The organism is Micromonospora sp. NPDC003241 (assembly GCF_053589795.1).
The window spans coordinates 49,002-71,236 of the sequence record NZ_JBSFSO010000037.1 but is presented as its reverse complement, the minus strand read 5'-3'; the positions used below and the strand labels follow the sequence as shown (position 1 = coordinate 71,236).

At 70.8% G+C, this 22,235-nt stretch carries 19 protein-coding genes, 1 tRNA gene, 1 other RNA gene and 2 pseudogenes; 3 read left to right on the top strand and 20 right to left on the bottom strand.

Annotated features, from left to right (window positions below):
* Nucleotides 1-1,574 (bottom strand): MFS transporter (locus ACWDVW_RS24630; RefSeq protein WP_449953050.1); only part of this gene is annotated, 1,574 nt, incomplete at its 3' end.
* 108 nt (nucleotides 1,575-1,682) lie between these two features.
* Here ACWDVW_RS24630 and ACWDVW_RS24625 point away from each other — a divergent pair.
* On the top strand, nucleotides 1,683-2,345 hold the full coding sequence (locus tag ACWDVW_RS24625; RefSeq protein ID WP_131053464.1) for an HNH endonuclease family protein: 663 nt from the start codon (nucleotides 1,683-1,685) through the stop codon (nucleotides 2,343-2,345).
* Nucleotides 2,327-2,773, top strand: a complete 447-nt coding sequence (locus tag ACWDVW_RS24620; protein ID WP_449953048.1) for a hypothetical protein — start codon at nucleotides 2,327-2,329, stop codon at nucleotides 2,771-2,773. The genes ACWDVW_RS24625 and ACWDVW_RS24620 overlap by 19 nt, the downstream gene beginning before the upstream one ends.
* Nucleotides 2,774-2,852: 79 nt before the next feature.
* On the opposite strand, the gene ACWDVW_RS24615 is transcribed toward ACWDVW_RS24620, so the two are convergent.
* The 9 genes and pseudogenes from ACWDVW_RS24615 to ffs all read right to left on the bottom strand — a co-directional run bounded on the left by ACWDVW_RS24615 (nucleotide 2,853) and on the right by ffs (nucleotide 13,443).
* Nucleotides 2,853-3,956, bottom strand: coding sequence for an ABC transporter ATP-binding protein (locus ACWDVW_RS24615; RefSeq protein ID WP_449953045.1), 1,104 nt, complete (start codon nucleotides 3,954-3,956; stop codon nucleotides 2,853-2,855).
* 209 nt (nucleotides 3,957-4,165) lie between these two features.
* Nucleotides 4,166-5,209, bottom strand: a pseudogene (locus ACWDVW_RS24610) (ABC transporter ATP-binding protein); the annotation flags it as partial.
* 11 nt (nucleotides 5,210-5,220) lie between these two features.
* A complete protein-coding gene (locus ACWDVW_RS24605) occupies nucleotides 5,221-6,183 on the bottom strand; it encodes an ABC transporter permease (RefSeq protein WP_449953042.1) in 963 nt (320 codons plus the stop codon).
* Entirely contained in the window at nucleotides 6,180-7,184 is a 1,005-nt protein-coding gene (locus ACWDVW_RS24600; protein WP_396689641.1) for an ABC transporter permease, read from the bottom strand. The genes ACWDVW_RS24605 and ACWDVW_RS24600 overlap by 4 nt, the downstream gene beginning before the upstream one ends.
* A gap of 78 nt (nucleotides 7,185-7,262) precedes the next feature.
* Nucleotides 7,263-8,924, bottom strand: coding sequence for an ABC transporter substrate-binding protein (locus ACWDVW_RS24595; RefSeq protein ID WP_449953039.1), 1,662 nt, complete (start codon nucleotides 8,922-8,924; stop codon nucleotides 7,263-7,265).
* A 260-nt stretch (nucleotides 8,925-9,184) separates the two neighbouring features.
* Complete coding sequence (gene recR / locus ACWDVW_RS24590; RefSeq protein ID WP_449953036.1) at nucleotides 9,185-9,778, bottom strand: recombination mediator RecR; 594 nt, start codon at nucleotides 9,776-9,778, stop codon at nucleotides 9,185-9,187.
* Between the two features lie 8 nt (nucleotides 9,779-9,786).
* Nucleotides 9,787-10,095, bottom strand: a complete 309-nt coding sequence (locus ACWDVW_RS24585) for a YbaB/EbfC family nucleoid-associated protein (RefSeq protein ID WP_396751427.1) — start codon at nucleotides 10,093-10,095, stop codon at nucleotides 9,787-9,789.
* A 139-nt stretch (nucleotides 10,096-10,234) separates the two neighbouring features.
* Nucleotides 10,235-13,153: a DNA polymerase III subunit gamma and tau gene (locus tag ACWDVW_RS24580; protein ID WP_449953033.1), complete on the bottom strand. Its 2,919-nt coding sequence runs from the start codon at nucleotides 13,151-13,153 to the stop codon at nucleotides 10,235-10,237.
* Nucleotides 13,154-13,353: 200 nt separating this feature from the next.
* Nucleotides 13,354-13,443, bottom strand: an RNA gene (ffs, locus tag ACWDVW_RS24575) — signal recognition particle sRNA small type.
* 81 nt (nucleotides 13,444-13,524) lie between these two features.
* Between ffs and ACWDVW_RS24570 the strand changes: the two genes are divergently transcribed.
* A tRNA-Ser gene (locus ACWDVW_RS24570) sits at nucleotides 13,525-13,609 on the top strand.
* 89 nt (nucleotides 13,610-13,698) lie between these two features.
* On the opposite strand, the gene ACWDVW_RS24565 is transcribed toward ACWDVW_RS24570, so the two are convergent.
* The 10 genes and pseudogenes from ACWDVW_RS24565 to ACWDVW_RS24520 all read right to left on the bottom strand — a co-directional run bounded on the left by ACWDVW_RS24565 (nucleotide 13,699) and on the right by ACWDVW_RS24520 (nucleotide 22,168).
* Entirely contained in the window at nucleotides 13,699-14,964 is a 1,266-nt protein-coding gene (locus ACWDVW_RS24565) for a tyrosine-type recombinase/integrase (protein ID WP_449953030.1), read from the bottom strand.
* Nucleotides 14,965-14,981: 17 nt separating this feature from the next.
* Entirely contained in the window at nucleotides 14,982-15,191 is a 210-nt protein-coding gene (locus tag ACWDVW_RS24560; RefSeq protein ID WP_449953027.1) for a helix-turn-helix domain-containing protein, read from the bottom strand.
* The gene (locus ACWDVW_RS24555) at nucleotides 15,188-15,352 is read right to left on the bottom strand and encodes a hypothetical protein (protein ID WP_449953024.1); all 165 of its coding nucleotides are present in this window, start codon (nucleotides 15,350-15,352) and stop codon (nucleotides 15,188-15,190) included. The genes ACWDVW_RS24560 and ACWDVW_RS24555 overlap by 4 nt, the downstream gene beginning before the upstream one ends.
* A 379-nt stretch (nucleotides 15,353-15,731) precedes the next feature.
* The gene (locus ACWDVW_RS24550) at nucleotides 15,732-17,333 is read right to left on the bottom strand and encodes a YfjI family protein (protein WP_449953022.1); all 1,602 of its coding nucleotides are present in this window, start codon (nucleotides 17,331-17,333) and stop codon (nucleotides 15,732-15,734) included.
* Complete coding sequence (locus ACWDVW_RS24545) at nucleotides 17,330-18,232, bottom strand: bifunctional DNA primase/polymerase (RefSeq protein WP_449953019.1); 903 nt, start codon at nucleotides 18,230-18,232, stop codon at nucleotides 17,330-17,332. Before ACWDVW_RS24545 ends, ACWDVW_RS24550 begins: the two co-directional genes overlap by 4 nt.
* A 182-nt stretch (nucleotides 18,233-18,414) precedes the next feature.
* A complete protein-coding gene (locus ACWDVW_RS24540) occupies nucleotides 18,415-18,711 on the bottom strand; it encodes a hypothetical protein (RefSeq protein WP_449953016.1) in 297 nt (98 codons plus the stop codon).
* Nucleotides 18,708-18,956, bottom strand: coding sequence for a hypothetical protein (locus ACWDVW_RS24535; protein WP_449953013.1), 249 nt, complete (start codon nucleotides 18,954-18,956; stop codon nucleotides 18,708-18,710). The genes ACWDVW_RS24540 and ACWDVW_RS24535 overlap by 4 nt, the downstream gene beginning before the upstream one ends.
* 142 nt (nucleotides 18,957-19,098) lie before the next feature.
* On the bottom strand, nucleotides 19,099-21,312 hold the full coding sequence (locus tag ACWDVW_RS24530) for a cell division protein FtsK (RefSeq protein WP_449953010.1): 2,214 nt from the start codon (nucleotides 21,310-21,312) through the stop codon (nucleotides 19,099-19,101).
* Between the two features lie 107 nt (nucleotides 21,313-21,419).
* Entirely contained in the window at nucleotides 21,420-21,602 is a 183-nt protein-coding gene (locus ACWDVW_RS24525; protein WP_449953008.1) for a hypothetical protein, read from the bottom strand.
* 97 nt (nucleotides 21,603-21,699) lie between these two features.
* A pseudogene (locus ACWDVW_RS24520) lies at nucleotides 21,700-22,168 on the bottom strand (transcriptional regulator).
* Nucleotides 22,169-22,235: the final 67 nt, after the last annotated feature.

Sequence of the window (22,235 nt, the reverse complement as noted above, 5' to 3'; positions counted from 1 at the left end):
CGAATTCGTGCGGGGTCGGGCGTAGGCGTACCGGGTCGACTTCGTTGGCGCGTTTCCAGTCGACCCAGGTGGAGATGAGGTCGGGCCCGGGCGGCCGGGTCGTCCGGGGTGGAGACGGGCATGGAGTGGCAGGGTTGTGCGGGCGGTGGACGGCGGGTCGGACGGCGTACCAGCAGGGCGGCGATGACCGCCCCGGCCACCAGCAGGCCGGCACACCAGAGCAGCGCGCCCCGGTAGGCGGCGGTGAGTTCGGCGGGCTGCTCGTAGCCCGTACCGCTGAGCCCGACCAGCAGCGGCAACGCGGCCACCGCCAGCAGACCGCCCACCCTGGATGCGGCGTTGTTGAAGCCGCTGGCCACCCCGGCGAATCGGTCCGCCACGGCGGCCAGCACGGACGCGGTCAGCGGCGCCACCACCAGGGTCAGCCCGGCACCGAACAGCACCACCCCGGGCAGCACCTGCCGCCAGTACGACGCACCCGCGTCGACCTCCCGCAGCACCAGCAGCCCGACGGCGGCCAGCACCGGACCGACGGCCAGCGGCAGCCTCGGCCCGATCTTCGCCGACAGCGCCCCGGCCTTCGGCGAACCGATCAGCAGCAGCACCGTCATCGGCAGCAGGGCCAGGCCGGTGAGCAGCGCCGACCAGCCGACCACGTTCTGCAGATAGACGGCGAAGAAGAAGGTGAACCCGCCGAGTGCGGCGTACACCAGCACGGTGAAGACGTTCAGCACCGAGAAGAGCCGGCTGCCGAACAGGCCGGTGGGCAGCATCGCGGTCTCGCCGCGACGCCGTTCCACGAGCACGAACGCCAACGCCGCCAGCACCGCGACCAGGGCCGCCACCAGCACGGCCGGTGACCTGATCCCACGCCCCGGCGCGTCCACGAGCGCGTACGTGACCCCGGCCAGCGCCAGCGCGCCGAGCAGCGCGCCGGCCACGTCGAAGCGTCGGCGGGTGCCCCGGCTACGCGAGGCGCTCTCGTCCCGGCTCTCCGGCACCCAGCGCAGCGCGGCCAGCACCACCAGCACGGCCAGCGGCAGGTTCAGGAAGAAGATCCACCGCCAGGAGAGCGCGTCGATCAGCCACCCGCCGATGAACGGGCCGAGCGCGGTGGAGACACCGGACAGGCCGGACCACGCCCCGATCACCTTGCCCCGGTCGTCCGGGTGGAAGCTGGCCTGGAGCAGCGACAGCGAGCCGGGAGTCAGCAGCGCGCCGCCGGCACCCTGGAGGAAGCGCGCGGCCACCAACCAGTCGGTACGCAGTGCCAGCCCGCACAGCACCGAGGCGACGGTGAACCAGACCACGCCCAGCAGGAAGATCCGCCGTCGCCCGAAACGGTCGCCGAGCGCCCCGCCGAGCAGCACGAACGCGGCCAACGTGAGCAGATAGCCGTTGACCGTCCACTGTAGTCCCGCCACCGAGGCGCCCAGTTCGGCGCCGAGTCGGGGCAGGGCCACGTTGACCACGGTGGTGTCCAGGAAGACCATGCCGGAGGCGAGCACGGCGGCGGCCAGGGTGCCTCGGCCAGCGTGCGACTTCAGCCGGAGTGCGGGCGCGGTGTCGGGCATGACTACCAATGTGCCGTGCGCCATACGTGAGACACCACGAATCGCCGAAACTGGGCCCGGGTACTGTGCGGGATCGCCGAAAGCCCGCAAGCTGGAGAGGTGTCGTCTGTGCGTACCAGATCAGGACCTCGCGCCCTGGGGGCGCTCGCGCTCGTCGCGGCGCTGACCCTAGGCGCGGCCGGTTGCGTCGAGTTGGTGGAGCCGGAGGTGTCACCCACCAGCGGTGACGGCGGCACCGCCACCCAGATGCTCTCCGAACTGACCGTCGCCGAAGCCAACCCGATGCGCGGCTACAGCCGCAACCGTTTCTCGCACTGGCGCAAGACCGGCCAGAACTGCGACGTCCGTGACACCGTCCTGGAACGCGACGGCAAGGACATCCAGCACTCCGGGTGCAACGTGGTGGGTGGCAACTGGGAGAGCGTGTACGACGGACGGACCTTCACCGACCCGTCCAGCGTGGACATCGACCACATGGTCCCGCTCGCCAACGCGTGGCGCTCCGGCGCGGACGAGTGGGAGGACTCGAAGCGTAGTGATTTCGCGAACGACCTCGACCGGCCGCAGCTCTTCGCGGTTTCGGCCTCCTCCAACCGGGCAAAGGGTGATCAGGATCCGTCTCAGTGGAAACCGCCAAACCGGTCATACTGGTGCCAGTATGCCGGCGACTGGGTGGCGGTGAAGCACCACTGGAAGCTCACGATCACCAGTGCTGAGAAGGCCGCGCTGGCCGACATGTTGGAGGGCTGCACATGGGAGAGCAAGCCGTAACCGGAGCCGGCGGCACCCCGGCCCCCGAACGGACGCCTGACGCGGGCGGAGACGACGCCGCGGCGGCCGGCGGCAGCCCCGGCCCGGCCACCGCCGGGATGACCGCCGACGGCGCTGCTGCGGGTGAGGTGGAGGTGCCCGGTGCCGGCATGACCGCCGACGCCGGTGGTGCCACCGGTCCGCAGAGCCGGACCACGGACATCGTGCCCGGACCGGGCGGGGTGATGACCGACGAGGTCGGCGTGGTCACCGGGGAGTTGACCCTGCGCACCGACCTCGCCGACGGCCGGGTCACCCTCCACGTGCAGTACAAGGACGCCGACGAGTGGTACGCGGTCACCGGCGGCAGCGCCGCGCTGGCCGACGCGGCCGGGCTGGACGCGGTGCACAGCATCGCGGTCGGCCTACTGAACCGCCCCGAGGGCTGATCCTGGTCGCACCCGGTTGTAAGGAGGGGTCCCTTTCTAACGCCTGCGGCATAGAAAGGGACCCCTCTTAACATCTCGGCTAGACAAACGTGCCCGGCTCGCTGGGTGCGGAGACCACGCTGGGCTCCTCGCCCTCGCCCTCCGGGCGGACGATCTCCGCACTCACCTTGTGCGGCCGCAGCTCGCCGCTGGCGATCTGCTCGGCGAAGTGACAGGCGACCCGACTGCCGCCGATCTCCCGCAGCACCGGCCGCTCGTCGGCGCACCGGGTCGGCTGCGCCCACGGGCACCGGGTGTGGAAGCGGCAACCCGACGGCGGGTTGGCCGGCGACGGCAGGTCACCGGAGAGCAGAATCCGCTCCCGGCGGTCCTCCACGTCCGGGTCCGGCACCGGCACCGCCGACATCAGCGCCCGGGTGTACGGGTGCAGCGGCTCGGTGTAGAGCCGGTCGCTGGGCGCCTCCTCGACCAGGCCGCCCAGGTACATCACGCCGACGGTGTCGGAGATGTGCCGCACCACCGCCAGGTCGTGCGCGATCACCAGATAGGTGAGGCCGAGACTGTCCTGCAACTCGTCGAGCAGGTTGATCACCTGCGCCTGGATCGACACGTCCAGGGCGGAGACCGGCTCGTCGGCGACGATCAGCTCCGGCCCGAGCACCAACGCGCGGGCGATGCCGATGCGCTGTCGCTGACCGCCGGAGAACTCGTGCGGGTAGCGGGACAACGCCCAACGGGGCAGGCCCACCTTGTCCAGCGTCTCGCCGATGATCTTCCGGCGGCCGTCCCGGTCGCCCCCGATGCCGTGCGTCTGCAGGCCCTCGGTGAGGATGGACTCGACGTTCTGCCTCGGGTCGAGGCTGGACATCGGGTCCTGGAAAATCATCTGCATCCGCCGCCGCATGGTCCGCAGCTTGCGCGGCGCCAGCGTGGTCAACTCCACCCCGTCGAAGCGCACCTCGCCCGCGGTGGGCGGGTTGAGCTGGAGCAGCGCCCGGCCGAGCGTGGACTTGCCGCAGCCCGACTCACCGACCAGGCCGTACGTCTTGCCGCGCGAGATGCTCAGGTCGACTCCGTCGACCGCCTTGACGTGGCCGACCGTCCGGTCGAACAGCACCCCCCGCTTGATCGGGAAATGCACCTTGAGGTCCCGTACCTCGACGAGGACGTCGCTCTCGGTCATGACTTCTCCTCCTCGCGCGGCGCGGGCACCTGGCCGGTACCCGACGCCTCGACGGGCACGGCCGCCTCGGCGACCGACGGTGCCTCGGCGACCGCCGCAGTCCCGGCAGACGCCCCGGCCTCGGCGGACGCCCCGACCTCGGCAGACGGCTCGCCCTCGACGGACGACGGCCCCTGGGCAGACGGCTCGACCCCGACGGACGCCGACGCCTCAGCAGGCGACGGTGCCTCGACGGACGACGGTGCGGCTTCGGTGGACGGCGTGGTCGGCGTGGGGTCCGGCAACGGGGCCGGGTTGACGCAACGGTAGCTGCGGCCGGCGTGGGTGAGCACCAGCTCCGGCGGCTGGCCGACGCAGGCGTCCACCCGACGGGTGCAGCGCGGCGCGAAGGCGCAGCCCTCGGGCCAGGGCAGCAGGTCACGCACCGAACCGGGGATCGGGGTGAGCCGCTCGCCGCGTCCGGCGTCCAGGCGCGGCACCGAGCCGAGCAACCCCACCGTGTACGGGTGCCGGGGCTCGCGGAACAGTGGCCGTCGCCGGGCGGTCTCCACCACCCGGCCGCCGTAGAGCACGTTGATCGTGTCGCACATGCCGGCGACTACGCCCAGATCGTGCGTGATCATCACCAGCGCGGTGCCGGAGTCCCGGACCAGGTCCTTGAGCAGTTCCAGGATCTGCGCCTGGATGGTGACGTCCAGCGCCGTGGTCGGCTCGTCGGCGATCAGCAGCCGGGGCTGACAGGCCACCGCCATCGCGATCAAGGCGCGCTGCCGCATCCCGCCGGAGAGCTGGTGCGGGTACTCCTTGAGCCGCCGGGTGGGGTCGGGGATGCCGACCCGGTCCAGCAGTGCGGCGGCCTCCTTCGCCGCGGCGGCGCCCTTCATCCCCCGGTGCCGGGTCAGCACCTCGGTGACCTGGAGTCCGATCGGTACGACCGGGTTCAGGGACGACAGCGGGTCCTGGAAGATCATCGCGACGTCGCGGCCCCGGATGTCCCGCCGCGACCGGTCGTCGAGCTGGAGCAGGTCCGTGCCGTCGAACACCGCCTTGCCGCCGACCCGCAGGCCGGGCTGCTTGGGTAGCAGGCCCATGATGGCCAGCGAGGTCACCGACTTGCCGCAGCCGGACTCACCGACGAGGCCGACCACCTGACCGGCGTCGACCGAGAAGGACACCCCGTCGACGGCGTGCACGGCGCGCTGACCGCGCCGGGCAAAGGTGACGGAGAGGTCGTTCACTTCGAGTAGTGCCATTACGAACCCTCCTACTTCCGCAGCTTCGGATCGAGGGCCTCGCGCATCGCCTCACCGAGCAGGGTGAATCCCAGGGCGGTGATGATGATGGCGACCGCCGGATAGATGGCCAGCTCCGGCCGTACTCCGAGGTACTGCTGCGCGTCGGCCAGCATGACGCCCCACTCGGGGGTGGCCGAGTTGGGGTTGCCGAGCCCGAGGAAGGAGAGCGCGGCGGCCTCGATGATCGCGGTGGCCAGGGTCAGCGTCGCCTGGACGATGACCGGGGCGAGCGAGTTGGGGAGTACGTGGGTCAGCGCGATCTTCGACTTGCGTACGCCGAGCGAGGTGGCGGCCAAGACGTAGTCGCTGTTCGACTGCACGATCATCGAGCCGCGCAGCAGCCGGGCGAAGACCGGCACCGAGACCATGCCGACCGCGATCATCACGGTGGTCAGGCTCCGGCCGAGCAGGGCGGCGATGCTGACCGCGAGCAGCAGGCTGGGCAGCGCCAGCAGCATGTCGATGAACCGCATCAGGACGCTGTCGATCCAGCGCCCCCAGCGGCCACCCAGACCTGCGGCGGCACCCGCGACGCCACCGATCAGCGCACCGACGGCCAGACCGATCAGGGTGGCCACCACGCCGACCAGCAGGGTCTGCCGGGCGCCCACCACCATCCGGCTGAACACGTCCCGACCCTGGTGGTCGTAGCCGAACCAGTGCTCGCTGGACGGGCCGGGGATGACGCCCGGCCGGATCACGCCTTCGCGGATGCCCATCGTGTCCGTCGGGCCGTACGGCACCAGGAACGGGCCGATCAGCGCCACCAGCACGAAGATGGCCAGGATGACCGCGCCGATGATGGCCGCCGGGTTGCGCCGCAGCCGCCGGAAGGCGTCCTGCCACAGGCTGACACCCCGCTCCTCCTCGCGCGCGGCGAGTTCGGCGAGCCGGTCGATCTTCTCGCGCTTCTTGCCACTGATGATCGTCATCGGACCCTCACCCTCGGGTCGATCAGGCTGTACGAGAGGTCCACGATCAGGTTCACCAGCACGTACACCACCGCAATGATCATGATGAAGCCCATCAGGACCGGATAGTCGCGCTGGTTGATGGCCTCGGCGAGGAAGGCGCCGATCCCGCTGAACGCGAAGACGGTCTCGGTGAGCACCGCGCCGGAGAGCAGACCGCCGGTGAGCAGACCGATCGAGGTCACCACCGGGAGCATCGCGTTACGCAGCACGTGCCGGCGGCGTACGACGTTCTCGGTCAGGCCCTTGGCCTCGGCCGTACGCACGAAGTCCTCGTTCAGCACCTCCAGCACGCTGGCCCGGGTGATCCGGACGATGATCGCCAGCGGGATGCTGGCCAGCGCGAGCCCGGGTAGGACCAGATGCCACAGCGCGTCGGCGGCGGCGTCCCACTCCCGGGTCATCAGCCCGTCCAGCACGAAGAAGTTGGTGATCCGGGTGGCGCCGAGCGTCGGGTCCTGCCGGCCGCTGGAGGGGAACCAGCCGAGGTTCTCCGAGAAGATCGCCTTCAGCACGTACGCCAGGAAGAAGACCGGGATGCAGATGCCGATCAGCGACCCGCCGACGGAGGCGTGGTCGAGGAAGCGGCCGCGTCGGCGGGCGGCCAGGTAGCCCAGCGGAATACCGATGCCGATCGCGATCACCATCGCGGTGACGGTCAGCTCGACGGTGCCGGGGAAGCGCTGGAGGAACTCGGTGGTGACCTCGCGCTTGGTGGAGATCGACGTACCCAGGTCCAGGCGGACCATCCGCCGCACGAACCGGCCGTACTGGATCAGGATCGGCTCGTCGAGGCCGAGATTGCGGCGGATCGCGGCGCGCATCTCGGGTGTGCCCCGCTCGCCAAGGATGGCGGTCTCGGGGCCACCGGGCAACCGCCGGAGCCAGATGAACAACAGGATGGAGAGCCCGAACAGCGTGGGTATCAGCTGCAGGAGGCGTCTGACGATGAACCGGAACACGGCGGCCTCGAAGGGTGTGCTGAGGGTAGCGGGCGGGCGCTGTGGTACAGCGCCCGCCCGCGTTCTATATGCGTCAGATCAGGACTTGAACTCGGCGGTGGAGAACCGCTCGTCGGTGAGCGGGCTCGCCTTGACCCCGGTCACGTCCTTGCCGAACACGATGGCCGGCGGCGCGTGCGAGATCGGCACACCGGGCAGGAAGTTCATGATGTCGGCGTTGATCTCCTTGTAGAGAGCCACCTTGGCCGCCTGGTCCGCGGTGGTGTCCGCCTGCTTGAACTTCTCGAACAGCGCGGGGTTGTTGAAGCCCCACTCGTCCTTCTGCCGGTCGAAGAACGTACCGATGAAGTTGTACCCGTCGCCGTAGTCACCGGTCCAGCCGAGGAAGTGCAGGTCGTGCGCGGAGCCGGAGGTGGTGGCGTTGAGGTAGTCCGGGCTCCACTTCAGCGGGATCGGCTCGATCTTGATGCCGGCCGCCTGGAGGTCCGCCGAGACCAGCTCGAACAGGTCCTTCGGGTTCGGCATGTAGGGCCGGGTGACCTCGGTCGGGTAGTGGAACCGCAGGGTCAGGTCCGACGCGCCGGCCTCGGCCAGCAGCGACTTGGCCTTGTCGACGTCGTAGTCGTACTTGGTGACGTCGCCGTTCCAACCCTCGACGGTCTCGGGGAAGAAGTTCACCGCGACCTGGGCGCCCGGGGGCAGCTTCGAGTCGACCAGCGCCTGACGGTTGATCGCGTGCGCCAGCGCCTGCCGGACCTTGAGGTCGGCCAGCTTCGGGTTCCCCTTCTGGTTGATCGCCAGGTAGAGGATGTTGAAGGCCGGGCGGGTCAGGACGTTGAAGCCCTCGCCCTTGAGCGGCTCGACGTCGGCCGGTCCGACCAGGTCGTAGCCCTGGATGTCACCGGAACGCAGCGCCTGCTTGCGCGCGTTCTCGTCCGAGATGGTGCGGAAGATCAGGCTCTTGAGCTTGGCCTTGTCGCCCCAGTAGTCCTCGTTGCGCTCCAGGGTCAGCGTCTTGTTCGGGACGTCCCAGGACTTGAACTTGAACGGACCGGTACCGGTCGGGTGCTCGGTCGCGTACGCCGGGTACTTGATGTCGTCCGCGCTGCCCGTGACGTTGCTGGCGTCGTGCTCCTGCAGCGCCTTCGGGCTGTGGATCGAGAAGGACGGCAGCATCAGGGCGGCCGGGATCTTGCTGGAGACCCGGGTGAAGGCCAGGCTGACCGTGGTCGCGTCGGTGGCGGTGCAGGACTTGAAGAGGCTCTCCGGGAGAGTGTCGTCCTCGTTGGCGGCGAAGCCGCCCATGATGTCCTGCCAGTACGCCGTCACGTCCGGGCTCTGCATGAGGCCCTTGGCGTTGTACCAACGGTCGAAGTTCGTGCAGACGGCCTCGGCGTTGAAGTCGGTGCCGTCGTGGAACTTCACGCCGGAACGCAGCTTGAACGTCCAGGTCGTACCCGTCGCGTCGGGCTCCCAGGACTCGGCGAGGCCGGGGCTGACCTTGGTGCCGCCCTCCTCCGGGCGGACCAGCGTCTCGAAGACCTGACGCGCCACACGCAGCGACTCACCGTCGCTGGCGAAGCTGGGGTCGAGCACCTTCGGGTCTCCGGCGACGCCGAAGACGAGGGTCTCGTTGCTACTACCGCTGGAACCTTCGCGATCGCTTTCGGCACAGCCTGCTACCGCGAGGGCCGCGGCCGCCACAGCCGCGATAGCGACCTTCGGCCTGGATGCACGCATGGGTGCTTCACCTCGTCCTTGGGGTTACGGACAACGTGGTGACAGGGTCACCGATGGCGGTGACCATAGCTCCCACTTCGACCGCCGGGAAACGGCGCGCGAAGCTCTTGGTACCGGATCGTGTCCTTAGTGACCGGCCACCAGCAGACACGCTCAGAGGCTATGCGACAAAAGGGGCCAATCACCCCATACAATCGATATCAATCTGTTACGTGGTCGGGTGAGCCGCCGCCGCTGGTGTCACACCCACCCGCCGTCGGTCAGACCGCGCGGCGGCCCTCGAAAGCACGGCCCAAGGTGATCTCGTCGGCGTACTCCAGGTCGCCGCCGACCGGGAGGCCACTGGCCAACCTGGTCACCGAGATCCCCATCGGCTTGACCATGAGGGCGAGGTACGTCGCGGTCGCCTCGCCCTCGGTGTTCGGGTCGGTGGCGAGGATCAACTCCCGCACCTCGCCGTCGCTCAGCCGGACCAACAGCTCCCGGATGCGCAGGTTGTCCGGCCCGATGCCCTCCAGCGGATTGATCGCCCCGCCGAGCACGTGGTACCGCCCCCGGAACTCACCGGTCCGCTCGATCGCGACGACGTCCTTCGGCTCCTCGACCACGCAGATCACCTCGTTGCCGCGACGCGGATCACGGCAGATCCGGCACTGCTCCGACTCGGCGACGTTGTAGCAACTGGTGCAGAAGCGCACCAGGTCCTTGACCTTGCGCAGCGCGCCGGCCAGCCGGTTCACGTCGGCCGGATCCGCCGACAGGACGTGGAAGGCGATCCGCTGGGCGCTCTTCGGGCCCACACCCGGCAAGCGCCCCAGCTCGTCAATCAGATCCTGGATGGCACCCTCGTACATCGGGTGGCTCAGAACCCGGGCAGGCCGAGGCCGCCCATCCCGCCCGCGACCGGGCCCATCTTCTGGTCGGTCAGCTCACGGGCCGCCGCGGTGGCGTTGTGCAGCGCTGCGAGGACCAGATCCTCCAGGGTCTCCACGTCCTCCGGGTCGACCGCCTTCGGGTCGATCTTGATGCTCTTGATCTCACCGGCGCCGGACACGGTCGCGGTGACCAGACCGCCACCGGCGGTGCCGGTCACCTCGGCCTCGGCCAACTCGGCCTGCGCCTGGGCGATCTGCTGCTGCATCTTCTGCGCCTGCTTCAGCATCTGCTGCATGTTCGGCTGTCCACCAGGCCGCACGATCGCTCCCTCGACTCGTCTACAAGACCACGCCCACCCTAACCATGCCCACCGACCACACCTCGGCGGCCACACCCCGGCTACCGCACCCCACCCATCGGGCGCGGCGCGTGGGTCAGCGGGTCGGCACCTCGTCGATCTTCTCGGCGCCGAACGCCTCCCGCAGCAGACGTACCGCCTGCGCCTCGCCGGACTCCCGGGCGGTCTTCTCGTCGATGACCTCGTCCCCCGGCTCGTCGCCCGGGTCGAAACCCTCGTAGACCGGCGCCGTGGCCGGCGGGCCACCGCCGGGACGCCCGCCACCGCGCCCCGGACCGTCGAAGTCCGGATCGTACGGCGGCTCACCGGCAAACTCCGCGTCCGCAGTCCGCCGGCCCGCCGCAGCGGTACGTGTGCCCGCCCCAGCGGTACGCGTACCCCGCCCGGCCGCCGCCGCCCGGGCCGCCGCGATCGCGCTGCTGACCGGTGCGCCACCGGCACCGCCGCTGCCGCTGCCATTGCCGTTGCCCGCCGGAGCCTGCCGGGGCGGGGCCGCCGCACCGGACCGGCCTGCCGCGGCCTCCACGGCGTGACCGCCCGACGCCGGAGCGGACCGGCCGTCCGCGACCGTGGCCTGCGCTGCCGGGGCGACGGTCGACGCGGACGCACCGCCCGGCCGGGCCGCCTCCGGCCAGCCCTCGTCCGACCCGCCCGACCCGCCCGACTCGGCGGGCGGCGTCGAGCCACCGGGACGCGCCGGTTCCGGCCAGCCCTCGTCGTCGTCCTCGCTCGACGCGGCCGACGGACCTCCACCGCCACCTGCCCGGCCCTGCGGTCGTCCGGCAGCACCGGGGTGCGCAGAACCGGGCGCACCCGTGTGGGCCGCACCACCGGAGCGTGCGCTACCAGTCGCGCCACCGGGGCTCCCACCGGCCGTGCCCCCGGCACGGCCTGCGTCAGCAGCACCGGGGCCAGCGTTCGCACCACCGCCGGTGCCCGCGTCGACGCCGCCGGGTCGACCGGCCGCTGCCGCACCGGCGGGACCCGCAGCAGCGGAGCCTCCGGGAGCGCGGCCAGCGGAGCCCGGGTGGGCCGTGCCGTCAGACGAACCGCTGTCGACCGGAGTCCCCGCACCAGCGGGACGGCCAGGCCCCTCAGCGGCGGGGCGGCTCGGAGCCTCGGCGGCGGGACGGCTCGGAGCCTCGGCGGCGGGACGGCTCGGAGCCTCGGCGGCGGGCGTCGGACGGGCGGGAGCCGAGCCGGCGGCACGCGGGTTGCCGGGCGACATGCCGCCCCGCTCGCCGGCCACCTCGCACCGGATCTGCCAGCGCCCGCCCAACTCCTCGTAGAGCGCGTCGGTGAGCACCCGGGCGTGGTCGGTCATCATCTTGGCCAGCACGGTCGACTTCACGGTCACCACGAGCGTGTCACCGTCGAGGTCCCGCACCACCGCGTCCCGCATCAGCGCGGCGATCCGCTTGTTGCTCCGGTTGACCTTGCCGACCACCTCGGGCCAGACCCGGCGCACCGCCACCGCGTCCAGCTCGCCGGATGCCGCCGCACCGGGGCGGGGCGGCTCCGGGGTCGCCGGGTCGGGCATGACGGCCGACGGCGGCACCTGACGACGCGGCGCGACCGGCTCGGCCTGACCCGCATCGCCGCCGGAGCCACCTGCGGCGCCTCCGCCCGTGTGGGCGGTGCCGTCGGAGTCGGGCGTGACAGCGGCACTTCCCGTCGGGGCGGGACCGGTCGAGGTGGGGGCGGCAGCCGGCGTGCCGGTCCCGGCCCGGTGCGCGGCGGCAGCCGCGGGCGCGGCGGGAGGCGCGGAGCGTACGGCGGCGGGCTCGGTCGCGGGTGCGGAGCCGACGGCGGCCGACGGCGCGTCCGTGCCGGCGAGCGTGAGCCGACGTTCCATGCGTTCCAGGCGCTGGAGCAGGCCGCCGGTGGAGTCGTCGACGCCGGGCAGGAGCATCCGGGCGCAGATCAGCTCCAGCAGCAGCCGGGGCGCGGTGGTACCCCGCATCTCCACCAGGCCGTCGTGCACGATGTCGGCGCACCGGGACAGCGTGCCCGGCCCGAGCTGCTGGGCCTGGGCGGCCATCCGCTCGATCTGGTCGTCCGGCCCGTCGATGAGCCCCTTGGTGGCGGCGTCCGGCACCTGTTGGAGCACGATCAGGTCGCGCAGACGTTCCAGCAGGTCGGAGGCGAACCGGCGCGGGTCGTGCCCGGCCTCGGCCACCCGGTCGACGGTCGCGTACGCCGCCGCGCCGTCCCCGGCCGCCAGCGCGTCGCACATCTCGTCGATCAACGCCGCGTCGGTGACGCCGAGCAGCGCGGCGGCCCGGGCATAGCTGACCCCGTCCGGGCCGGCACCGGCGATGAGCTGGTCGAGCACCGAGAGGCTGTCCCGGGCGCTGCCCCCACCGGCGCGCACGACCAGCGGAAACACCGCCGGCTCGACCTGCACGCCCTCGGCCTCGGTGAGCTGCTCCAGGTATGGCCGGAGGGTCTTCGGCGGGATCAGCCGGAACGGGTAGTGGTGGGTCCGCGACTTGATCGTGCCGAGGACCTTCTCCGGCTCGGTGGTGGCGAAGATGAACTTGACGTACTCCGGCGGCTCCTCGACCAGCTTGAGCAGGGCGTTGAAGCCAGCCGACGAGACCATGTGCGCCTCGTCGATGACATAGATCTTGAAGCGGCTGTTGGCCGGCGCGAAGAACGCCTTCTCCCGCAGCTCGCGGGCGTCGTCCACACCGCCGTGACTGGCCGCGTCGATCTCGATGACGTCGAGCGAGCCGGCCCCGTCGCCGCTCAGCGAGCGACACGAGTCACAGGTGCCGCAGGGCTCCGGGGTCGGACCGTGCTCGCAGTTGAGCGACCGGGCCAGGATCCGGGCGCTGGAGGTCTTGCCGCAGCCACGCGGCCCGGAGAAGAGGTACGCGTGGTTGAGCCGTCCGCTGCGCAGCGCCTGCGACAGCGGCTCGGTGACGTGCTCCTGCCCGATGACCTCGGCGAAGGTACGCGGCCGGTACTTGCGGTAGAGCGCCAGTGCCACGGCGTCCCGCCTCCTCTCGACCGCGCCATTCTCGCCCCGCGCACACCCCACTGACCACCCACCCCGCTGAACCGGGTGTTCCGGGATGCAAGGAAGGGCACCCTGTTAACGCCTCCGGTAGAGGAAGGGCCCCTTGTTAACACCGACAGCTCAGCGCCCGACCACGCCGGGTGGGAGGGGAGGCACGGTGCCGGAGACAGAAAGGCCTCCCGTGCACCCGGCAGAGCTCGCTTATCCTTGCTGCCTTCCGGCCCTGGGGAGGTTCACGAGATACCGCCGCACGGGAGGTGGCTCCAGCCTACCCGACCCGTCCCCGATCCTCAGGGGGTGGTGGGGTTGGCGGGTCGGCAGGGACCTGTACTCTGTTCGACGGAGGATTCGCCTAGAGGCCTAGGGCGCACGCTTGGAAAGCGTGTTGGGTTTACACCCTCACGAGTTCGAATCTCGTATCCTCCGCTCGCCTGAGCTGGAAAAACGACAGGGCCGGCCCCCGAAGGGGCCGGCCCTGAGTCGTGTCTACGGTCGCTCTCGTTTCAGTTGTCGTCTCACTTGCCCTGTTCCGGCTGGTCGGGCGGCGGCTCGGTGGCCTTCTCCCCCGGCCCGGTCGGCGGGTCGCCCCAGAGCAGTCCGCCGAGTTGCTGCGCGATGTCCCGGCGTACCTGGTCGGTCATGTGCTGGTAGCGGACGGCCATCGCCGAGTTGGACCAGCCCATGATGCCCATCACGGCGCGGCCGGAGACGCCGAGAACCAGGAGCACGGTGGCGGCGGTGTGCCGGGCGTCATGCAGTCGGCCGTCCCGCACTCCGGCGAGCTTGAGAAGCCGTTTCCACTCGTCGTAGTCAGTCGCCTGGTGGATCGCCTCGCCGGTCGGTGAGGCGAATACCCATCCTTCGTCCTGCCAGAGTTGCGCGGCGGTTTCGCGCTCGGCGTCCTGTTCTTTCCGGTGCCGTCGCAGCAGGTCGACCAGGGCGTCCGGCAGACCGATTGAGCGTCGACCAGCACGCGATTTCGTGTCAGCCGCAACCGGGCGCTCGTTCACCCGCTCGGGGCATTGACCGGGCAACTTCTGTTCGCACTTCCTGTCGCACCCGTGCCGCCATTTCGGCCGAAGCAGTGCCCGGCGGACGGTCAACGATCCGTTGTCCAAATCCACGTCCGACCATTTCAGGCCGAGCGCTTCGCCCTGGCGCAGACCGAGCGCCAGCGCCACCGCCCATCGCGCGCTGTTCCGCCGTGACGATGCCGCGCGCAGGATCGCCTGTACCTCCGGGACGGAGTACGGCTGCACCTCGGAATCCGGCAGGCGGGGCGGCTTGGCCAGCGCGGCAGGGTTCCGGGCGAGGTGCCCACGACGGACCGCCTCGCCGAGTGCCGTGCGTATGGTTCGGTGCGCCTGGTGGGCGGTGCCAGCCGCGCTGCCGTTGGCCATCATCCGGACGTAGAGCCGTTCCAGGTGTTCGGGCTCCAGGCGGTCAAGGCGGTGGGCACCGACACCGGGAATCAGGTGCCGACGAACGGCGACCCGGTAGCCGTCGAGGGTGTTCGTCCGCACCACCGGGCCGGCGATGTTCTCGACCCAGTGCGTAAGCCACTTCTCGACCGTCCAGCGGCTGCCCGGCTTCCGAACCGTTCCGTTGTCGCGCTCCCGTTCCAGGGCACGAACCTTGCGGATTACCTCGGCCTCGGTCCTCGCCTGAACGTGCCGCCGGTCGGGCCTGCCATCGTCCTTGACGCCGACCGTTACCCGGCCGTGCCAGTAGCCGTCACCGCCCTTGTAGATGCTGGATGCGCCGTTCGGCTTTCTTCCCATTCGTCGGGCTCCTTTCGTCAGGCGGCTTGGTCGAGTTGCGTCGGGCTGGACAGAAGGCTCTGTACGTACTCGTCAAGGCAGAAGGTGGGGACTCGGCGCAGTCGGCCGATGGTGACGGTGCGAATCTGGCCCGTCTTGATCAGGGCGTACATCGTGGTGCGGCCGATACCGAGTCGCTCTGCGGCTTGCTCGATGGTCAAAACCATGCGGTTGTCGGGGGTGCTCATCGGGGGGTGTCCTCCCTCGGGGTGGCGTCGAGGTAGATGCGCTGGAACAGGGGGCGGCGGTCTGGGTAGGGCCGGGAGGCGTGGCGGATGTGCAGCACGTGGGCGAGGGCGTCGAGTGCTGCGGTTGTTTCAGCGGGTGTGCCGTGCAGCCTGATTCGCACGGTGAGGGCCTTCCGGTCGGTGGCGGTCACTTGTGGAGGAACAGGGAGGCATCGCCACAGAAGGGCATGGAACGGCCCGCTGAGAGCGCCGTAGAGGCAAGATCTCGGGTGTCCCGGTGTTGGGCGTAGGGCGTGGCGCTCTCAGTCGCTCTCAACCGGCCGTTTCCGGCCACGGGCGAGCCGGTCGGGTGGCCGGTGGCGTCCGGTGGTGGGGCCGGGAAGCGTTGACACGTTGACAATCGGCCGACATGGGGGCGTTTCCGCAGGTGGTGCCGGGTGTGTGGGTGTCAACGGTGCCCGTTGACAGGCGTTGACACCCGTTGACACCGGGCGGGCCGGTGGTGGGTTGTCAACGCCTGTCAACGGCTGTCAACGGCTGTCAACGCGGCCCGTTGACATCCTCGCTGGCATCCTGACCTGCGGAAACGTCGCTGTCGGGGTCGGGTGTCAGCGTGTCAACGCTTCCGGGCTCCTGCTCGGCGGTGGCGCGGGGGTGGAGTTCGTAGCGTCCGTCCGGCCCGGTGCGGACCCATCCGAGCGCGGCCAGTTCGGCGAGCACCGCTGACACGTCGTCGGACTTCGGTAGCCGGCGGGACACTCGGCGGTGTAGCTCCCGGCGGGTGAAGGTGGCCATGCTCTTGCCGGTGAGGACGCCGAGCACGTATCGGGCGTTCTCCACCGCCGTGTCGCTGCCGATGGTGGTGAGCGCGGTCCGGTAGTGCGCGGCGAAGAACTCGGCGAGGCGTACGGCGTCGGCCATGCGGTCGGCGTCGATCGGCCGGCGCCATCCGTCCGCCGGGTGGTGCGCGACGTGCAACAGCCCGGCCAGGCGCAGCGTGGCACCGGAGAGCTTGTTACCCCATTCCCGCATCTCGTACAGGCTTCCGCCGGGCCGTAGCTCGGTCTCGACCTGCTCGGCGGCGGCCCGCCGTACGCGGCTGGCGTCGTCGGTGAGGGTGACCACGGCCGGGTCGGTCCATTCGGCGAGGGTGGCGGCCAGGTCGTGTACCTGGTGGCGGTAGCCGGCGGTCACCTGCTCGGGCACCGGGGGCGTGTCCACCGGCCGCCATCCCGCGAGGGATCGGGGTAGGGCGAACAGGAACCGGGCGGGTAGGCCGCGTCCGGCGAGGTCGGCGTTTCCGCCGAACTTGCGTAGCACGGTCGGTTGCGCCATCACGCACACGGTGAGCGCTGGTTTCTCGACGGATGCGCCTTCGCGGGTCTGCCGTTCGTTGCTCATCGGCTGTCCCGCGTGACCTTTCAAGTACGGGTCGAGGTTGGGTGCGCCGGAGTAGCGGCCGGCGAGGGTGTCGAAGATCCCGCCTTCATCGCTGATGATCGCCATGCGTCCGCCGTTGGCGGCCATCAACCCGATCAGCGCTTCGGGGGTGGCGTCGTCCACGATCAGTTTCGGCAGGCCAGGGACGGTGATGGCCTCAGCGGCGATGGCGGCGGCGACCGCCTCGGCCGCTGCTTCGTCGCGTTTGTGCGGGTCGCTGGCCTTCGCCGCTGCCGTCTTGGCTTGCTCGGCGTGCCGGTCGGCGATGTCTCGCAGCGCGGCGGCCTCGGCGATCCGAGGTCGGGCCGCGTCGGCGAGCGTGGTCTGTGCGGCGAACAGTGGTGCGGTCATCGCCCGATGCACCGGGCTCTTGCGTTCGCCGGGGCCGGCGATGACGGCGGCGAAGATGTTGACCGGTTCCCGCCACCCGGCCACGGGTTCGACTTCCAGCCGGCCGCCCGCGCACGCGGAGAGCACGGCCATGGCGAGGGTGCCGGCCATGGCCGGGTCGGTGGCGGTGAACTGGGCCACGCCGGTCACCATGTCGCCCAACCATCGCGGGAACACGTCGACCGGGAACGGTGGGGGCGCCGCAGTCGGCCCGGTCAAGGGCACTGGAACATCCCACAGCGGCCCGCCCGGCGACTGCCCGGCGGTGGTGTCCGGGTGGTTGGTGACCAGGTGCAGACGGGCGGCGCTCATGCGGCCACCGCCCGAGGCCGGCGGGCACCGGCGGTGAGGCCGGATCGGATGGTGCGGTACGCCTCGGTGGTGCGCAACCCGGCCGTCACCCCCGCCTGTTCCAGCACGCTGTGAGCGTCGTCTTCGGCGAGCGCGCCACCGGCTACCAACTGCCCGAGCGCCACGGCGGCCACGTAGAGGGTGCGGTTTCGCTCCCCGGCGGCGGCACTGGTCACCCGGTCGACTTCCCGGCTGATGGCGGCACGCACGTACGCGCTGGCCCGGTCGGTGGGCAGGTCGACCACCACCGGTCGCTGCGGCGGCAACGGCGCGGGGGCGAGTAGGTCGGCCAGCCACGCGGGCAGCGGGCCGGGGTCGCAGTCCAGCGCCACCGTGTAGGGGCGGCTGGCGACGGTGGAACCTGCGGCCACGACGTAGCCACCGGCGGCGCGGGTGTCGACCATCGGCCCGAGCGTGCCGGCTGTGTTCCGCAACTGCGGCCCGCCGGTCGGGTGCAGGTAGTACAGGTGCGTACCGCCCCGACCGGTGGTCACGGTGTACGTCGGATCGATGGTCGCGCCGTGCGCGTCGGCCAGCTCGGCGAGCACCGCCAGGCCGTCCCGCCCGCCCGTCTCGGGCTCCTTCGGCGTGTCCAGGTCGACCACGACCAGACGGGACGGGCCGCACGCGATGCCGATGCCGTACGGCCGGACGGTCCAGGCGCGGCGGATACGGTCCGGGTCGGTGGTAGCCCGCGCCTCCCACCCGACATGCCCGGCACGGCAGCGCGGGTCACGACCGGCGCACCGGTCGGCGGGGTGATCGGGGAACGCGGGTCGCTTGTCGTCGGGACGTAGCGGGAAGACGTGCCAGCCGCGTTCGGCATGGCCGAGCGCTGCGGTAAGCAGGTCATGGGTCATGGTGAGACTCCCTTGCGGGATGGTCGGAGCGTGGATAGGCGTTGACGGAACCTCGGGCCGCCCGGCCAGAGCGGCGGGTGTGTGGGCAGGACAGCGCAGCCCTTGCAGGTAGGGCCGCAGCCGGTCGGTGGTGTGGCAGTAGCGGCCAGCGGTGCCGATCCAATGACCGCACCGCCCGCCGTTCACGGCCCGGCCCGACCTGGCCGAGGCCGACCCGCGATCGCCGCACGAGTGACGGCCTGCCGCAGGTCACCGAGCAGCCCGACCAACTGACGGCGGGCCGCCACCTGGGCCGGGGCGAGCGCCACGCGGACTCGGATCTCGGCGTGGTCGCGTCCGGCAGTCGTTCGCACCCGCACGAGCACGGCCCGCGCCCGTCCGGCGATGTCGATGACGATTTCGTCGGAGCGGTGTTCGCCGAGGTTGCAGCGGTGGTCCCGGCCGCACCAGTCGGTGTGACCGGCGGCCCGCCGGTTCACCGGCGCGCCTCGCTGCGCAGTCGGTGAAAGGTGTTGTAGAGGCGGCGTCCGGTGCGCAGCCTCATGCCCCGGTCGCAGCGTCGGCAGGCACGCGGCCGACGCAGGAACCGGGTCGTCGTCTGCCCGGTCCCGGCACACCGCTTGCAGGTTTTGAACGGGGCGACCCAACAGACGAGGCCGTAACCGAGGGTGACCAGGGCGGGGATGGTGGCCAGGGTGATAGCGGCGGTGAGCAGGGGGTCCATGACAGCCTCCCGGCCGGGTTTTGGGGTGTGTGAGGCTGTGAGCTGCTATCCGCTAGAGGGCAGCTCATGATTCGGTTTCGGTGCTAGCGGGGGTGCTAGCGCTAGCGGCCAGTGCTGCTAGCGCTAGCACCCTCCGGACCGGTTAGTCGGCGGACCGCTTCCGGTCACGCTCAGCAATCGCAGCCAACAGATCGGTGTGCTTGATCCCGCGCCGCGTCACCGACTTGCCGTCGATGCGCCGACCCCTGTCGGCAACCTTGATCAACGGATGCGGCTTGAGTGCGGTGGTGAGCTGCGCGGCCTCCCACCCCCCGTAGACGTCGGGTCGCAGTTCGGCGAGCAGCCCGCACAGCGTCTCGTTCCACGCCGACTTCTCATCCCCCGGCCACACCTGCGCGAGGTCGCCGAGGACATCGGCCACCGGGGCCACCTGCCGGGTCTGCTCGTCCGGCACGGGCAGCGTCCCGGCGCTCTGCCGCAGTGCCATGGCGCGGGTGACGATGCGGGCGGCGGCGGTGGTGTCGACGTAGAACGACCGGACCGCCGACGCCTTCGACCCGAACCCGCGCAGGATGCCCCACCCGGCTTCGATGACCGGCTGGAACACGGTGGCGCGTAATCCCTGCTTGTAGGCCGAGGTGCCCAGGATCATGTCGTTCGCGGTCTGATCGGCCACCGACAGGCAGAACCGGGAGTTGACGTTGCGGGTGATACCGGTCGGCAGACTCTCCTTGTCCGGGATCTGCGTCCCGATCAGGATGATCACCCCGAGCGCCCGGCCCAGCTTGATGACCTTCTCCAACAACTCCCCGGCATCCTTGCCGTACTTGCTGGTCATCAGCTCTTGCAACTCATCGAACCACGCCACCAGCGGATGAAGCCCGGACCCCTTGAGCGACGCCAGTTCGGGCGTCACCTTGTTCTCGGGGGCCTTCCCGAGCCTCGCGTAGTGCTCGATGCGCTTGGAGCGGCGGCGGCATTCCTCGTACAGCCACTCGATGAACCCGAAGCAGCGGGCGAGGGTGTCGTCGTCGAAGCCGTTGCCGTACTCGGCCATCACCGGCTCCAACACGGCGAAGTCCCCCACCCCCTTCAACTCGTAGCCGCGAATCTCCGTCCGGGGGTCGAGGGCTGCGGCCAACACGAGGTCCCGCAACGCGAACGTTTTGCCCGATCCGGGCTGTCCGCCGAACAGGAAGTTGCGGAACATCAGATCCACCGCCACCGTGTCCAGACGCGGCGTCGTGGCGAACGCGAAGGGCTTGAACACGTCGACCCGCGCCGTGCCGGACAGCAGCGGCCACGCGGGTTGCTTCATCTGTGAGGCGGGTTCGTAGCCGACCCATAGGGCGAGGCGTCCGGTGTGGCCGGGGGCGGGTTCGGGCCACACCTGATCCAACGGCAGACGCATCGCCGAGGCGAGGCGTCCCCGACGGGCGACGACCTCGGCCGCTTCGACGCCGTAGGGCAGGTCCACCACGGCGAGGTGACCGGGGCCGTCCCGGTGAATGTCGACCGGGAAGGTGATGGCCTTGGGGTCCTTGGCCACCGCCGAGTTGATCGCGGCCATCTGCAACGAGGTCAGCGCCCGACGCACCAACTCGGCGGTCAGCTTGCGGTAGCGGGTGCCCTCCGACACCCGATCCGTCAACGGCCTGTCGGCCGGGCGACCACGGGTCGCCAGCCACGGCACCACGACCGCGCCGGCTACCGCCGACCACCACGACGGACCAGCCGCCAGGACGATGACGCCGGTTCCGGTGCCTGCGGTTCCGGCCGCGAGGACCCACCACCGCCACACCGACTGACGCTGCCGTCGGGCGTCCAGCTTCAACCACGTGTCGGCGTCACCCCGCGACGCGGCGGCCTGCCGCAGATGCCAGTTCCCTTCCTCGGCGGCGGCCCACCGCACGGCGTTGCCGATGCTGCGGACCGCACCAATCGGCGCCCACGCGAGGGCTTTGACCGCGTATTTCGGCAGTCGGACGCCGTGGTAGGCGGTCACGTACCCGGCATCTTTGCTCTGGTGCTTGACGGCGGCGCGCAGCGCGCGGCCGGACCGCGCCCAGTCGGCGAGGATCGGACGGCGTTGCTGCTGGCGGCCCGCCACGTCGGCCGGAATGTCGTCGGCCATGTCCACCAGTCCACCGACCCGATCGGGACCGGCGTCGACCGTCTCGGCATCCTCCGGCCCGTCGTCGTCGGTGTCGTCGGTGGTGTCGGTGGGGGTGCGGGGCGGCGGGACCCGACGCGACCGCGCCGCGTCCAGGTCCACCACCTCAGCACCCGGGCCGGGAGTGTTGGTCAGGTCCGTCTCGGCGGCCTGCCAGTCGAAACCCTCGTCAGGGGCAGTCATGATGAGGTCTTCCTCCAACCTGTCAGGGGATGAGGACCGGCGGCACAGCACGGTTTTCCAGGCCAGGTGCTGTGCCGCCGGGTAGAGGGTCAGCGGGTGGCCGGCGATCACCGGCCCTCGTGCTGCCGGGAGAGCAGTCCGAATCGGATGCGCTCGTCCTCGTCGAGCACGGTCGGCGTGCGACCGGCGGCCCGCTCGTCGCGGATCTGCCGGTCGAGGTGCTTGGGGTCGACCTTGATCTCCCGGGACCGGCCGTTGGCGTCTTCGCTGAACAGGTACTTGCGGCCCACGTCGGGCCTCCCTTCCCAATGGCGGCGGTCGGCGGGTTTGACCGCTCCCACACGGGCACCCACCACGGCGGGTGTGGGGGGTGCCCGATGGGAGTGGTCAGGCCGCGCAGAACAGGGGCGGCGACGAACAGCCACCCGACGTGCCACGACTGGTCGAGGGCGTACGCGCCCGTGCCCAAGCTGGGGTTGTCGTCGCGGCCGGGTCGGGGGGTGCCGAGGAGGTAGAAGCGGCCCGCGACGAGGTGGTCAGCGATGCGCCGCAGTGGGGTGCGCCGATCGGCGATGTAGTGCGTCACGGCCGAGATACCGAGTCCCACCGCCACGCCCCACGGGTCGAGGCGTAGGCCGGTACCGGCGATCAGGAACACCAACGCCAGCAGGCCGGTGCCGGTGTAGGTGGCCACGTGCGCGGCACAGGCGAGGCGTCCCGGCCAGCCGGGCTGGCCCTTGCAGTCGGCCTGATGCTGGGTCTGAACCCAGTGGTCACCCACCTGATGGGCGACGTAGAGAGCGACGAACACGGCCGCGAACACGGCCGCGCGGGAACCCGTGGAGTCTGCGAACATGAAAGGCAACTCCCGAGGTCGATACGGCTGACAGGGGTGGGCCGGCGGCACAGCACTGGTTCCTAGG

Excerpts from the sequence above, each read along its gene's own strand:
- ACWDVW_RS24620 (WP_449953048.1), top strand. The coding sequence starts at position 2,327 with ATGGGAGAGCAAGCCGTAACCGGAGCCGGCGGCACCCCGGCCCCCGAA.
- ACWDVW_RS24615 (WP_449953045.1), bottom strand. The coding sequence starts at position 3,956 with ATGACCGAGAGCGACGTCCTCGTCGAGGTACGGGACCTCAAGGTGCAT.
- ACWDVW_RS24605 (WP_449953042.1), bottom strand. The coding sequence starts at position 6,183 with ATGACGATCATCAGTGGCAAGAAGCGCGAGAAGATCGACCGGCTCGCC.
- ACWDVW_RS24595 (WP_449953039.1), bottom strand. The coding sequence starts at position 8,924 with ATGCGTGCATCCAGGCCGAAGGTCGCTATCGCGGCTGTGGCGGCCGCG.
- recR (WP_449953036.1), bottom strand. The coding sequence starts at position 9,778 with ATGTACGAGGGTGCCATCCAGGATCTGATTGACGAGCTGGGGCGCTTG.
- ACWDVW_RS24585 (WP_396751427.1), bottom strand. The coding sequence starts at position 10,095 with ATGCAGCAGATGCTGAAGCAGGCGCAGAAGATGCAGCAGCAGATCGCC.
- ACWDVW_RS24565 (WP_449953030.1), bottom strand. The coding sequence starts at position 14,964 with ATGGGAAGAAAGCCGAACGGCGCATCCAGCATCTACAAGGGCGGTGAC.
- ACWDVW_RS24560 (WP_449953027.1), bottom strand. The coding sequence starts at position 15,191 with ATGAGCACCCCCGACAACCGCATGGTTTTGACCATCGAGCAAGCCGCA.
- ACWDVW_RS24550 (WP_449953022.1), bottom strand. The coding sequence starts at position 17,333 with ATGAGCGCCGCCCGTCTGCACCTGGTCACCAACCACCCGGACACCACC.
- ACWDVW_RS24545 (WP_449953019.1), bottom strand. The coding sequence starts at position 18,232 with ATGACCCATGACCTGCTTACCGCAGCGCTCGGCCATGCCGAACGCGGC.
- ACWDVW_RS24535 (WP_449953013.1), bottom strand. The coding sequence starts at position 18,956 with ATGGACCCCCTGCTCACCGCCGCTATCACCCTGGCCACCATCCCCGCC.
- ACWDVW_RS24530 (WP_449953010.1), bottom strand. The coding sequence starts at position 21,312 with ATGACTGCCCCTGACGAGGGTTTCGACTGGCAGGCCGCCGAGACGGAC.